Source organism: Halomonas sp. BMC6 (genome assembly GCF_964204995.1).
GTDB lineage: Bacteria > Pseudomonadota > Gammaproteobacteria > Pseudomonadales > Halomonadaceae > Vreelandella.
Map to the genome: position 1 here is coordinate 2515079 of NZ_CAXNSH010000001.1, position 13516 is coordinate 2528594.

Annotated in this window: 12 protein-coding genes; 7 read left to right on the top strand and 5 right to left on the bottom strand. The window is 58.9% G+C overall.

Annotation, left to right across the window (positions count from 1 at the left end; all coding sequences use genetic code 11):
• Positions 1–6: 6 nt before the first annotated feature.
• The 7 genes from AB6K10_RS12030 to AB6K10_RS12060 all read left to right on the top strand — a co-directional run bounded on the left by AB6K10_RS12030 (position 7) and on the right by AB6K10_RS12060 (position 7630).
• Positions 7–1158, top strand: a complete 1152-nt coding sequence (locus AB6K10_RS12030) for an acyl-CoA dehydrogenase family protein (RefSeq protein WP_083023559.1) — start codon at positions 7–9, stop codon at positions 1156–1158.
• Complete coding sequence (locus tag AB6K10_RS12035; RefSeq protein WP_339118818.1) at positions 1158–2759, top strand: class I adenylate-forming enzyme family protein; 1602 nt, start codon at positions 1158–1160, stop codon at positions 2757–2759. Before AB6K10_RS12030 ends, AB6K10_RS12035 begins: the two co-directional genes overlap by 1 nt.
• Positions 2756–3226, top strand: coding sequence for a PaaI family thioesterase (locus AB6K10_RS12040; RefSeq protein WP_339118819.1), 471 nt, complete (start codon positions 2756–2758; stop codon positions 3224–3226). Before AB6K10_RS12035 ends, AB6K10_RS12040 begins: the two co-directional genes overlap by 4 nt.
• A complete protein-coding gene (locus tag AB6K10_RS12045; RefSeq protein WP_339118820.1) occupies positions 3223–4608 on the top strand; it encodes a hypothetical protein in 1386 nt (461 codons plus the stop codon). The genes AB6K10_RS12040 and AB6K10_RS12045 overlap by 4 nt, the downstream gene beginning before the upstream one ends.
• A gap of 125 nt (positions 4609–4733) precedes the next feature.
• Positions 4734–5483 (top strand): electron transfer flavoprotein subunit beta/FixA family protein, encoded by a 750-nt coding sequence (locus AB6K10_RS12050; RefSeq protein ID WP_339118821.1) that lies wholly within the window; start codon positions 4734–4736, stop codon positions 5481–5483.
• A gap of 14 nt (positions 5484–5497) precedes the next feature.
• On the top strand, positions 5498–6424 hold the full coding sequence (locus AB6K10_RS12055; protein ID WP_339118822.1) for an FAD-binding protein: 927 nt from the start codon (positions 5498–5500) through the stop codon (positions 6422–6424).
• 246 nt (positions 6425–6670) lie between these two features.
• Positions 6671–7630: a nitronate monooxygenase family protein gene (locus AB6K10_RS12060; RefSeq protein WP_339118823.1), complete on the top strand. Its 960-nt coding sequence runs from the start codon at positions 6671–6673 to the stop codon at positions 7628–7630.
• Here AB6K10_RS12060 and AB6K10_RS12065 read toward each other — a convergent pair.
• The 5 genes from AB6K10_RS12065 to AB6K10_RS12085 all read right to left on the bottom strand — a co-directional run bounded on the left by AB6K10_RS12065 (position 7612) and on the right by AB6K10_RS12085 (position 13500).
• On the bottom strand, positions 7612–8391 hold the full coding sequence (locus AB6K10_RS12065; protein WP_339118824.1) for an enoyl-CoA hydratase/isomerase family protein: 780 nt from the start codon (positions 8389–8391) through the stop codon (positions 7612–7614). The genes AB6K10_RS12060 and AB6K10_RS12065 overlap by 19 nt on opposite strands.
• 10 nt (positions 8392–8401) lie before the next feature.
• Positions 8402–9520, bottom strand: a complete 1119-nt coding sequence (locus tag AB6K10_RS12070) for an acyl-CoA dehydrogenase (RefSeq protein WP_339118825.1) — start codon at positions 9518–9520, stop codon at positions 8402–8404.
• A gap of 10 nt (positions 9521–9530) precedes the next feature.
• On the bottom strand, positions 9531–10724 hold the full coding sequence (locus AB6K10_RS12075; RefSeq protein ID WP_339118826.1) for an acyl-CoA dehydrogenase family protein: 1194 nt from the start codon (positions 10722–10724) through the stop codon (positions 9531–9533).
• Positions 10721–12169 (bottom strand): enoyl-CoA hydratase/isomerase family protein, encoded by a 1449-nt coding sequence (locus AB6K10_RS12080; protein WP_339118827.1) that lies wholly within the window; start codon positions 12167–12169, stop codon positions 10721–10723. Before AB6K10_RS12080 ends, AB6K10_RS12075 begins: the two co-directional genes overlap by 4 nt.
• 185 nt (positions 12170–12354) lie before the next feature.
• Positions 12355–13500, bottom strand: coding sequence for a TAXI family TRAP transporter solute-binding subunit (locus tag AB6K10_RS12085; RefSeq protein ID WP_339118828.1), 1146 nt, complete (start codon positions 13498–13500; stop codon positions 12355–12357).
• Between the last annotated feature and the right edge of the window lie 16 nt (positions 13501–13516).

The window sequence follows — 13516 nt, forward strand, 5'->3', positions numbered from 1 at the left end:
GCCGTTATGATCCGTGATCCCGAACTGCTGAATCAGTTGGTTGATACCATTGCCCGCTTTGTCCGGGAGCGTTTGATTCCCAATGAGGCACGGCTTGCCGAAGAGGATGCAGTGCCCGCCGAGATCCTGGCGGAAATGAAGGAGATGGGGCTGTTCGGGCTATCCATTCCTGAAGAGTACGGCGGCTTAGGGCTCACCATGGAAGAAGAAGCTCTGGTAGCCATGGAAATCGGCAAAACGTCTCCCGCGTTCCGCTCGGTATTCGGTACGAATAATGGTATCGGTGCCCAAGGCATTCTGATTGACGGCACTGAAGAGCAGAAAGCCAAATACGTGCCGCGCTTGGCCACCGGGGAAATTCTTAGTTCGTTCTGCCTGACCGAGCCGGACTCTGGCTCCGATGCCGCCAGCCTGCGCACCACCGCCGTGCGCGATGGCGACCACTACGTGTTAAACGGTACCAAGCGCTATATCACCAACGGCCCGGAAGCGGACCTGTTCACCGTGATGGCGCGTACCGACCCAGACAACAAAGGCGCTGGCGGTATCTCTGCCTTTATTGTTGAAGGCAATACGCCCGGTCTGATTCGCGGTCCGGCAGATAACAAGATGGGCCAGAAGGGCGCGCATACCTGCGACATCATTTTTGATAACTGCCGCGTACCGGCTGAAAACATCATTGGCGGCAAAGAGGGGCAAGGCTTTAAAACCGCCATGAAAGTGCTCGACCGTGGGCGACTGCATATTTCTGCGGTGTGTGTGGGCGTGGCCGAGCGTTTGGTCGAAGAGTCGCTGCGCTATACCATGGAGCGTAAGCAGTTTGGTGCGCCGCTGGCGGAGCATCAACTGGTGCAGGCTATGCTGGCAGATAGCAAAACCGAAGCCTACGCAGGTAAAACCATGGTCATGGACGCCGCACGCCGCAAGGATGATGGCGAAAACGTCTCAACCCTAGCCTCCTGCTGCAAGCTGTTCTGTGCCGAGATGGTGGGTCGCGTCGCGGATCGCGCCGTGCAGGTGCACGGCGGTGCGGGCTATATGTCGGAATACGCCGTTGAGCGCTTCTACCGCGATGTGCGCTTGTTCCGCATTTACGAAGGGACGACGCAAATTCAGCAGCTTGTGATTGCCCGGAACATGGTGCGGGAGGCGTCCTAATGGCTCTGTCGGTCCCTTACCAAGCGCCAGATGAGAAGATCTTTGGCCGTCTGGCAAGCGAGCTGTTAGCAGAACTCCCCGAGCGCTTGAGTACCCGCGTGCTGGAAAATGCGAAACGCCTAGCGGATCACCCCGCTCTTGTGGATGGCAACGTTCGCTGGAGCTACGCCGAGCTGGGGCAAGAGATTCATGCCGCCTGCGAGTGGTTAGCTAATTTAGGCATACGGCCCGGCGACCGTATTATGACGGTCAGTGAAAACTGCCGTGCCCTGGTGGTACTGCTGTTGGCCGCCAGTGAAATGGATGTTTGGGTCGCGATTGTCAATTCGCGCCTCTCCGCTCAGGAAGTGGATTTAATCCAAGGCAATTGCCTGCCGCGCCGAGTGTTTTACACCTGCGAAGCCTCCCCAGAGGCGAGCCAGCACGCCGAGCGCCACGCGGCTGACCGCTATCAGCATCCGCAGCTCGGCGGCCTAGCGATTTCACCGCTATTTGATAGCGAGCCAGAGCCTGTTCACGCCAGCGGTGCCGAGCAGGTAGCCGCGATGATCTACACCTCAGGCACCACCGGTACGCCGAAAGGCGTCATGCTGACCCATCGCGGTATTCTGTATATCGCCTCTATTTCCGGCGGCATGCGTCATCTGAGTGAAGGGCAGCGGGTGTATGGCGTGCTGCCGATGTCTCATGTGTTTGGCCTCTCATCAGTGTGTATGGGTTCGCTGTATAACGGCGCGTGCCTGTACACCGTGCCGCGTTTCGAGGCTGCTCAACTGTTGGCAACGTTGAAAGAGGAGCGTATTACGGTGCTCCAAGGTGTGCCTGCCATGTATGCTCGCGCCCTGGAGTACTTGAAGCGTGAGCAGCGCGCGTTAGAAGCGCCTGCGCTTATCTATATCTCCGCAGGCGGCTCGCCGCTGGATAGCGATACCAAAAAACGCGTGGAAGCTGCGTTTGGCCTAACGCTGCACAATGGCTACGGTCTCACCGAAGCTAGCCCGACGATTAGTCAAACCCGCATTGAAGACCGCCACCAGAGCAGCACCGTGGGCCGCGTGCTGCCGCTGTTGGAGTATCGGTTAGAGCCCCTAGGCAGCAGCGGCACGTCAGAAAAGGCAGGCGATGAGATCGGCGAGCTGTGGGTGCGTGGCCCTAATATCATGAAAGGTTACTTCCGCCAGCCGGACGCCACCCGCGCCACCTTAACGGAAGATGGCTGGCTCAATACCGGTGATATCGCCAAACTGGATCACGACGATCAGCTCTATATCGTGGGCCGCAGTAAAGAGCTGATTATTCGCTCGGGCTTCAACATCTACCCGCCGGATGTAGAAGCAGTGATTAATGAGCATCCTGCGGTGACCTTAACCGCAGTGGTTGGGCGGCAGGTGGCAGGCAATGAAGAGGTCGTGGCATTTGTGCAGTGCGAGCCGGGCGTTGAGGTTGATATGGCAGAACTCAAAGCCTTTATTGCCGAGCGGCTTGCGCCCTATAAGCGGCCGACCCAAATCGTGCTGATGGATGCGCTGCCTTCTACCGCCAGCGGTAAGATTTTAAAAGGGCGGCTACGCGACTTGGCCCAGCAGGAGAGCGCTTTATGAGCGACACAGACAGCGCGATCGCTTCCACCACGCCCCAGGCGCTGATGGGCTATCACGAATTGCTGGGCATGCACGTGGTGGAGTGGGAAGCGGGGCGCGCGGTGGTGGAACTCACCATTGAACCCAAGCACCTTAACCGCAGCGGCAATGTGCATGGCGGCGTACTGGCTTCCATGCTGGACAGTGCCTTAAGCCTAGCGGGCCTGCACTGCGATGTGCCGGGGAATATTCGTCGCGGGATGACGTTGTCACTTACCACCACCTTTGTGGGGCCTGCTCGGCAAGGCGTGCTGCGGGCCACGGGCACGCTGCGTGGCGGCGGGCAAAAAACCTTCATGACCAGCGGGGAAATTGTCGATGAGCAGGGCAATCTGGTGGCTATGGGCGAAGGCTCATTTCGTCGCCGCAGCGGCAGCGAATCGTCACAAGGTACTCCCGACCCGCAGTTGAGGGAGCCTAGCGAGTGAGCCTAGCCCGCCTGCGGGTTTCCTGTTTGCTACTGGTGACGCTTGCCACGCTGATTCATTTGGTGGGTGGCAGCGTGGCGTGGCAAGCCGCAGGCATTGTTGCGCTGCTGCTCTATTTGATGACCCTGAAAGGTCAACTCACCCGCATGGCCAAGGGGCTGCTGTGTGCCGCTGGCGTACTCACGCTGCTCGCACTGTGGCACTCGCCAACGCCTGGGCAGCTGCTGTTTGAGGCGAGTGGGCGTTTTGCGTTTTTTGCCACCTTTGTGGTGGCGCTGAGTATGCTGCGCCTACCTGCCTATCGATCCCGTTTAGTGCGCCGCTGCGGGCAAAGTATGCTGCTTCAACCCCCTAGCCGCCGCTACCCGATCTTATCCCTGGGCTCGGCGCTGTTTGGCATCATTCTGAACATTGGCGTGCTGAATCTGTTCGCCGCGATGATCGAAAAGAGCAATACCCTGAGTGCCGCCCAAGGGCGCGCCTGGGTGCGCGAGGCCCGTCAGCGGCGCATGATGCTGGCGCTGCTGCGCGGATTTTCGCTGGCACCGCTGATTTCGCCCATGGGTATTGGGGTGGCCGTGGTGCTTTCAAGCCTTCCTCAAGTCACCTGGTCACAGCTGGCACCCTATATTCTAGGGGCCGCCGCGCTGATTTTTATGGCGGGCTGGGCGGTGGACTATTTCACCGGCCCGCACCCACCCGCCAATAAAACCTATGTCACCCCTTCACTACGACCATTGGCTCAGTTTAGCGTTTTGCTAATCGGCATTGTGGCGCTGGTGTTTTCCATTGCGTGGCTGCTGAATTTACGACTACCCATTGCCGCGCTGCTGGGCGCGCCTACCGGGGCGCTGTTATGGCTGGCTTGGCAGCGTCGTAGGCTAGGCTATGGTGGATTGCCTGCTGCCATAACGGCGGTGCATCGTCAGCTACCTTGGTTGCTGTCTCCCAGCGCTAATGAAATCGTGGTGCTGGGGGCGGCAGGCTATTTGGGGCATGTATGCGTGGGCTTAGTGGATACTCAGCAGCTAGCACCGCTATTGGCGGTGCTAGACCCGCTGGGCACTTTGAATGCGGTGTTGGCCATGCTGATGGTGGTGGGGCTAGCGCAAATAGGCGTCAACCCGATTGTTACGGTGACGCTGTTGGTGGGCTTGCTCCCCACGCTGGGCATTGAGGGGTTAACGCCTGAGCTGATTGGGGCATCGTTAATGGTAGGCTGGGCGCTGGCGCTGATGTCATCACCCATGACCGCTTCCATGCTGATTCTCTCGCGCTTTACCGGCGTACCCGCCACCCGCATCGGTTACCGCTGGAACGGGCGCTTTCTGATCGCGGCGATACCGCTGCTGGCGTTATGGTTTGGTTGGTCGCCTTTCTGAGGTGGGCTGTACAAGGAAACGCTTGACCTTTGGCAGGCGTTTTTTTATTGTTATTTTTATAAAGTGAAATATTATTTTGCTATGCGGAATAAAAAGCCGATGGTTCAATCGCTGGAGCATGCCTTATGAAAATCCTCGTCGCGGTGAAACGCGTCATCGACTACAACGTCAAAATCCGCGTCAAAGCGGACCATTCTGATGTGGACCTTACCAACGTCAAAATGGCCATGAACCCCTTCTGCGAAATTGCCGTGGAAGAAGCAGTGCGCCTGAAAGAGAAGGGCGTGGCCACCGAAGTCGTGGCCGTGACCGTGGGCCCCAAGGCCGCCCAAGAGCAGCTGCGCACCGCGCTGGCGCTGGGTGCCGACCGCGCTATCCACATTGAAACCGACGAGCGCGCCGAATCGCTGGCGGTGGCCAAACTGCTAGCCAAAGTGGTGGACGAAGAGCAGCCCGGCCTCGTCATCCTCGGCAAGCAGGCCATCGACACCGACAACAACCAGACCGGCCAGATGCTCGCCGCGCTGACTAACCTGCCGCAAGGCACGTTCGCTTCGGAAGTGGCGGTAGACGGCGACAAGGTCAACGTCACCCGTGAAATCGACGGCGGCCTGCAAACCGTCGCGCTGACACTCCCAGCCATCGTCACCACCGACCTGCGCCTGAATGAACCGCGCTACGCCAAGCTGCCGGACATCATGAAGGCCAAGAAGAAGCCGCTGGATGTCAAAACCCCCGCTGACTACGGCGTGGAAGTGGCCTCCAAGGTTACGCTGCTCAAAGTGGAATCCCCCGCCGAGCGCAAAGGCGGTATCAAAATCGCCTCGGTGGACGAGCTGATCGACAAACTGAAAAACGAAGCCAAAGTGCTTTAAAAGGAGCTGATCTCATGAGCATTCTGGTACTTGCCGACCTGCATGAAGGTCAGTTAGCGGGCGCGACCGCTCACGTCGTGGCGGCGGCCCAGGCCATCGGTGGCGATATTGATGTGCTGGTCGCCGGTGAAGGCGTCCAAGCGGCTGCCGAGGCGGCCGCTAAACTCGACGGCGTGAGCAAAGTACGCGTAGCAGATAACGCCGCCTACGCCCATCAGCTTGCCGAGCCCATGGGCGCGCTGCTGGTCGAACTCGCTGGCGATTACACCCACGTGCTGGCCAGCGCCTCCACCACTGGCAAAAACGTGCTGCCGCGCCTGGCGGCCCTGAAAGATGTCAGCCAGCTGTCGGATGTGATTGGCGTCGAAAGCGCCGATACCTTCCTGCGCCCGATCTATGCCGGTAACGCCATCGCCACGGTCAAAAGCGACGACGCGCTAAAAGTCATCACCATCCGTACCACCGGCTTTGATGGAGTCGGCACCAGTGGCAGCGCCACAACGGAAGCGGTGGATTTCGTCGCCGACAACGCCCAGTCCAGCTTCGTCAAACAAGAGCTGGCGCAGAGCGACCGCCCGGAACTCGGTGGCGCTAAGGTCGTCATCTCCGGCGGCCGTGGCATGGGCAACGGCGAGAACTTCAAGCTGCTGGACGGCATTGCTGACAAGCTGGGCGCGGCCATTGGCGCTTCTCGCGCGGCGGTAGACGCTGGCTTCGTACCCAACGACATGCAGGTGGGCCAGACCGGTAAGATCGTCGCGCCCGAACTCTACATTGCGGTGGGTATTTCAGGTGCGATCCAGCACTTGGCAGGCATGAAAGACTCCAAGGTGATCGTCGCGATTAACAAAGACGACGAAGCACCGATCTTCCAGGTGGCCGACTACGGCCTGGTCGGGGATCTTTTCGAAATCCTGCCGGAGCTGGAAAGCAAGCTGTAAGTTTAGGAGGCTGTCCGGAATAGCCCTAGGTGGAGGCGCTGTAAACCCGTCCTTGGGCGCTACTTTCGCTTCTGACCGCCATGGATGGCGGGAATGCTGGTAACGTCAGGAACGTGTTACCTGCCATGGCGAAAGACCCCCGCTACGGGCTGTTCCGGCCATGCTAACTATTTTGGCCATGCCTTAAAACCCCTTTTTTGGGGTTTTTACGCTGATGGGCTTACAAACAATGATAATGAGCCACGTATGCTAACCCAACTGACTGCCTCCATGACGCTGCCGGTTATCGGCTCTCCCATGTTTATCGTTTCTGGCCCTGAGCTGGTGATTGCCCAGTGTAAGGCGGGGATTATTGGCGCGTTTCCGGCGCTGAACGCCAGGCCTGCGGAAGTGCTTCGGGAGTGGCTGCAGCAGATTACCGATACCTTAGACGACTATAACGCTCAGAATCCGCAGCAGCCCGCCGCACCGTTTGCGGTGAATCAGATCGTGCACCCCACCAATGACCGCCTGGAGCATGATGTGGCGCTATGCGCTGAGTTTAAGGTGCCGCTGATCATTACCAGCCTGCATGCGCCCAATCGGGTGGTCGAGCAGGTACACGCCTATGGCGGCATGGTATTTCACGTTGTGACCACGCTGAGGCACGCTAAAAAAGCTATCGATGCCGGGGTGGATGGGCTGATTTTGGTCTGCCATGGGGCAGGCGGCCATGCGGGGCGGCTTAACCCCTTCGCTTTTGTGGCGGAGGTCAGGCAGTTTTACGATGGCCCGCTGGTGCTGGCAGGGGCGATAACCAAAGGCGAGCAGATCGCTGCCGCTCAGGCGCTGGGCGTGGACATGGTGTATATGGGCACGCGCTTTATTGCCACCCAGGAAGCCAATGCTCAGCCCGCATACAAGCAGATGGTACTGGAAGCCGCTGCGGGGGATATCGTCTATACCAACCTGTTCACGGGTGTGCACGGTAACTACCTGCGCCAAAGCATCGAGCTGGCTGGGCTGGACCCAGAGGCACTGCCAGAGGGCGACAAAAATGCCATGCGTTATGGGTCAGGCGGCAGCAGTAAGGCAAAAGCGTGGCGGGATATTTGGGGTGCCGGGCAGGGAGTGGGCGGTATTACCACACTGAACAGCGTGGCCGATGAAGTAGCCACGCTGCGTGCGGATTATCAGCAAGCACTGGATCAGTTACGACGGCGTTGACGAAAAGCAGCCACGCGAGCATGAAAATCCTCGGTGGCTTTACACTCATCTTGCAGTGCGCCTTCAAGCGTTAGCGTGTCGTCAAGCGACAAGTTCGCCGCCTGTCGCATGGCCCGTTTTGTTGCTCCCAGCGCTTGGGGTGACTGAGCCACCAGGGCCTGTGCCAGCGCTCGTGCTTCCGCTAACACCTGATCATCTTCCACTGCTCGGTTGGCTAGGCCCAGCGCTACGCAGCGCTCGGCGTCGATGGGTGTAGCCAGTGCCGCCATCTCAAAGGCCTGGGCGTGGCCAAGCTTGCGTACCAAATGCCAGCAAGCGCCGCCGTCGGGAATCAAGCCAATATTGATAAAGGCCAGTTTTAGGTAAGCCGAGCGGCCCATCACCACCATATCGCTGGCTAGCACGTAGGACACACCAATCCCCGCAGCAGCGCCGCTCACCGCGGCGATTACGGGCTTTTCCATCGTCATCATGCTGCGTAGCGCAGGCAAAAAAAGCGTTGCCAGCCGCTCGCTGGCAGGCTGGGTGGAGGCCTTTTCGAATTCTGCTAAATCGGCACCGGCACAAAAGGCGCTACCTTCACCGCTGAGGATCACGCAGCGCACCTGCGGGTCAGCTGCCACGGTGGCTAATGCGTCATTGAGCGCCAGGGCCGTGGGCTCGTTGAGGGCATTGCGCACCGCAGGGCGCGCAATGGTCACTTCGGCGATACCGCCCTCGGTAGTCTCAAGGCGTACAAGTGACGTTTCTTCACTGTGCATAAGCTTCTCCTTAGGCGGCGTCGAGCTGTTCGCTCACCGTCTCAAGGTGATAGTCGCTGTCGCCCAGGTAGTGGTCAAACATCACCAAATGTTTGGCGTAGTGGGCCACGTAGCACTCTTCGGTCATACCCATGCCGCCATGAAGCTGAATGGCCTGTTCCGCAATAAAGCGCGCAGACTCGCCGCAGTAGGCCTTGGCCGCGGCGATTTTATAGTCCCGCTCGTCAGCAGGCAGCGAGAGGCTGGTGGCAGCGAGAATCGCCATGGAGCGCGACTGCTCCAGGTGGAGGTGCATATCCACCATGCGGTGCTGCAGTGACTGGAACGTGGCCAGCGGCAGGCCAAACTGCTTGCGCTCTTTTAAATAGGCGAGGGTTTGGTCGCAGGCAGTTTCCATCGCACCAATGGCTTCGGCGCAAAGTGCGGCGCGGCCCAGGGCCAGCACCTCTGCCAATGCGTCACCTGCGTCTTCGCTTAGACAGTTCTCTAGCGGCAGTGCCACGCTGTTCAACGTTAGGTCACCGGCGGGCTGGTCATCCATTGTGCGATAGGTCTGCAAGGTGACGCCTTGCGTATTGGCAGGGACGATAAACACGCCTAGCTTGCCGTTAGGCAGTTGGGCGGTCACCAGCGTGGCGGCGGCATTGCCGAGGTTCATTACGACATCTTTGCGGCCGTTAAGCTGCCACTGGCCATCGTGTTGGCTCGCTTGGGTAGAAATATCGAAAGCGTCATAGCGGGCGGTGTGTTCATGCCAAGCCAAGGCGAGCTGGTGTTCACCTTCCAACAACGGGGTCAGCCAGCGCTCCTGCTGTGCTGAGTTGGCGCATAGCGCAAGCAGCTGCCCGGGCATGACTAACCCAAACAGGTACGCTTCTGGCGCTAAGCCGCGCCCCAACGCTTGCATAATAATCATTACATCGGTGCCGTCGCCGCCTAGCCCGCCGACGTCTTCGCTAAACGGCATATGCAGCAGGCCTAATTCTGCGAACGTGCGCCATAGCGGGCTGGCCCCTTGGGCTGGCGCTTCAAGCATAGCGCGGCGCTGCTCGGGTGTTACCTGGTCGGCCACTAAGCGTGTCAGTGTCTCTTCGAGCATGCGCTGCTCGTCGGTGAGTGCAAAATCCATGGTGACCCCCTTACATTCCTAAAATGGTTTTAGCGACGATGCTTTTTTGAATCTCGTTGGCACCGCCATAAATCGACAGCTTGCGACGATTAAAATACTGGGCGCTGGCGGCAGCGCCTTGGGCGTATTCATCAGCCAGCGATTCATCACCATGGAGAAATTCGGGGAAAAACGGCAGGGCAGCAGGCCCAAGCGCACGGCGGGTAAGCTCACTAATCTCTTGGCGCAGCTCAGAGCCACGCACTTTTAGCAGCGAGCTCTCTGCACCCGGCACGCCGCCATCCCGCGCTGCGGCAATCACGCGTAGGTTGGTCACTTCCAGCGCCATCAGTTCAAGCTCGGCTTTAACTACCCGCTGGCGAAAGCTGGGGAGCGATAAAAGCGGCTTGCCGCGATGCTGCATACGGGAGGCGAGGGACTTCAAATGGCGCAGCGCCTGTTTGGCGTGGCCAAGCCCAGCAATACCGGTACGCTCGTGGGTAAGCAAGAATTTGGCGCAGGTCCAGCCTTGGCCCTCTTCACCCACACGGTTTTCTACCGGCACGCGCACATTATCGAGAAACACTTCGTTGACTTCATGAGCGCCGTCGAGGGTGATAATCGGCCGTACGGTAATGCCAGGGGTCTGCATATCAATCAGTAAAAAGCTGATGCCCGCCTGCTTTTTTGCATGGGGGTCGGTGCGCACCAAGCAGAACATCATGTTGGCGTGCTGGCCTAGGGTGGTCCAGGTTTTCTGCCCGTTGACGATGTAGTGGTCGCCATCGAGCACGGCGCGGGTGGATAAGCCCGCCAAATCCGAGCCAGCACCCGGCTCAGAATAACCTTGGCACCACCAGTCCTGGTTATTAAGAATCCGCGGCAGGTAGTGCTGTTGCTGCTCCACACTGCCGAATTTCATGATCACTGGCGCGACCATATTGACGCCAAAGGGCACCACCGTTGGGGCGTAGGCGGCGGCACACTCTTCATCGAAGATATGCCGCTGCACCGGACCCCAGCCTGGACCGCCGTGCTCAACAGGCCAGTTGGCGGCAAGCCACCCTTGATCGCTGAGAATATTCTGCCAGCGAATGTGGTCATCGGCGCGCAGATGACGCCCAAGGCGCACGCGCTCACGGATGTCGCTCGGCAGTGCATCGGCTAAAAATCGGCGGACTTCCTCGCGGAATGCCTGCTCTTCGGGGCTAAACGTCAGGTTCATGAGTGTGCATCCTCGGAAGGCGTCTTTTTGTGAATCGATAAATGGGATGGCAGAGAGGCTTGGCGGTGCGGCCCGCCCAAATGGCGTGGGTAGCTCAGCGCTTCCACCGCTAGCAGATCAATATCGCTCTCGCGGTAGCAGGTACCTTGCTGCGCTAGCGTCAGGCTCGCCTGCTCCATGACTGACTGAGCGTCGTGGTCGGGCGCTTGCTTTGCGGCGTTATAAAGCGTGCTCAGTACGCTAGGCGACTTGCTCACCACCACGTTGGCCCGCAGCGCTTTGAGTGTTAAAGCCACCCGCTGCTGGTCGGTCCCGCTGGCACTGTGATTGACCAATTCATAGAACGGGCCGCGCTCGGCAAGCACTAGGCTGAGAGGCGATGTTGAGGCATTCCCGGTAAGTAACTGCAGCGCTACGGTGACCGCTTGAGAAGAGCAGGCGCTGGCATCTTCGCCAGGGGCGAGCAGGCATAGCTCAGTACAATCGTTTGGGGTATCGGTAAGCGTTATGTTGGCGCGCTGGGCGGCGGTGTGAAGCGTCTCAAACAGCGGGTGCTCACCGATGAGGGCGATCTGCGCAAAGGGCTCAGCATTGTCTACGCCAGGGACGACATGGGGATTTCTAGCGGCAAAAAAGAGGTGAATCAGCCCTGCGCGCTGCGGGGAGTCCATACAGTCAAGAAATAGCTCACGCTCGCGACGCAAGCCCTCTTCCAGAGATGCGGCTTTGGTGCACGCGTCAACGGCGTCCACAATGCGAAACGGAGAAAACAGTGCCGGTGCGCTGGATTCAAGCTGCTCTCGCATGGCAGCAAGGGCCTTGGGGTTGGCCTCTGGAGCGGGTAGCTGACCGGTGATGCGCGCCTGCTGTTGTCCCGCTAATACCTCTTTTGCCGCTGCCAAACCCGCTTCCAGCGGTGTTTGGGCATCGCTGATGGCATCGATAATGCCGATATCCTGCGCTTCAGCGGCGTCTACAAAGCGCCCGCTGGTGATGATGTCTAGGGATCTTTCCACACCTACCAAACGGGGCAGCCGCTGAGTACCGCCTGCGCCGGGCAGTAAGCCAAGCTTCACTTCCGGTAAACCAACGCGGGTGCCTGCCAGCGCAATTCGATAGTGGCAACCCAGCGCAACTTCCAAGCCGCCACCTAGCGCGGTGCCGTGTAGCGATGCGATGAGCGGTTTAGGGCAGGCTTCTAGCTGGGTAATGACATCCGGTAGCAGTGGCGCTTGGGGTGGCTTGCCAAATTCACGTATATCGGCACCCGCAATAAAGGTGCGCCCCTCTGCCATCACCACCAGTGCTTTAGCCTGCTGGTCGGCCAACCCCTCTTCAAGGGCGCTGAGCAAACCGCTACGCACTGCTTGGCTCAATGCGTTGACGGGCGGGTTAGCGATACTAATGACGCCGACCTCGCCATGTCGCTGGTAGTGAACACTCATAGTGGCTCCCATATTTCGCTATATGAAATTTAAAGTTGTTATTCGGAATGAAGTGATCATGGCGAAAGACACCGTTGGAGTCAATAATGCAAAACAACGTTTTGCATTGCGGAATATAGATGGCTAAACAAAAGGCCGCACAGAGGCGGCCTTAGGTAATGATTTCCGTCGTGATTGAAGCAACATCAGAAAACGGGGTTTAACCCAGCTTCTTGTAAGGCGACGCGCCGAGTTTCCATCCAGCCGTCGATAAACGCCGCTTCGTCTTCGGGGGCATCGGCTTGATAGGCTTCCCAGGTGTCCATTAGCAGCTGTTGCCGCTCCACCAGGGCGTTTTGGTGGGCGTCCATTTCATTGGTCCATACACCGCTTTCTTGGTAGTACGCCACCACAGCATCGTGGAAAGGTACTACCCAGGTCATGTTTTGATTCTCAAGGGCATAGCCGCTAGCCCCTGGGGCGTTATCTTTATAGTCGTCAAACGACTCCACTAGCGTGGTGATCAAGCCGGTGACTGTTTCAGGGGCTAAATCGGCGTTGCTCACTAGAATGGGGTAAGGGTAGCTGGCGCTGGCCAGCGGCTGTTCAGCGTTAATACCCGCGCCTGACGTCACATCGTGGGGCTGGAAGTAGGGCGCCAGTTCCAGCATCTGTGCCCAGCCTGCTCCATCGTCAGTGGGCAGTTCTGGCCACTGCAAGCCACGGGGGCTCGCCGCTAAGCGTTGGGCGGCGGGTGTGACGGTGGTGGTAATAGCGGCATCGGCACGGCCGCTGATAATGCCGTCGAAGGCGGCGTTGTAGCCGGGAAAGTCGACGCGTTCAACGTCATCCCAGGTCAAACCTGCGAATGCTAGGTAGGCTTCAGCAGCTTTATTCAGCGCATCGTCGCCGCGCAGGTAGGCTAGCCGTTTACCTTCCAGATCAGCGATGGAACCCATCTCTACGTCGCCTGCCACCGCCATGCCTATGCCAAAACTCGCCATGGAGGTGGAAATCACCCGAATAGGCTGCGGGCCCCAGTCCGGCCCGGCGAACATCATGACGCCTTCAGAGCCGTAGTAGCTGGCAATGCCGCAGGCGCACAGATCCACGCGTCCCGTTTTCAGCGGCGTCATGCGCATGGTGTCGTTTTCACCCGGAATAACGCGGGACTGAGTGCCGTGCTCCTCCTGTAGCAGCTGGCTGATGGCCATAATCTGCGCATGGCCACTGGTGCCGGTGCCATACGCGGTCCAATTCAGCGTGCTAGGCATGGCGCTGGCGCTTCCAGCCGCCAGCAGGCCTGCCGTTAAACTACCGAGTACGAGGGTGAGGTTTGTTTTTGTGCTCATAAATATCCTCGAAGGT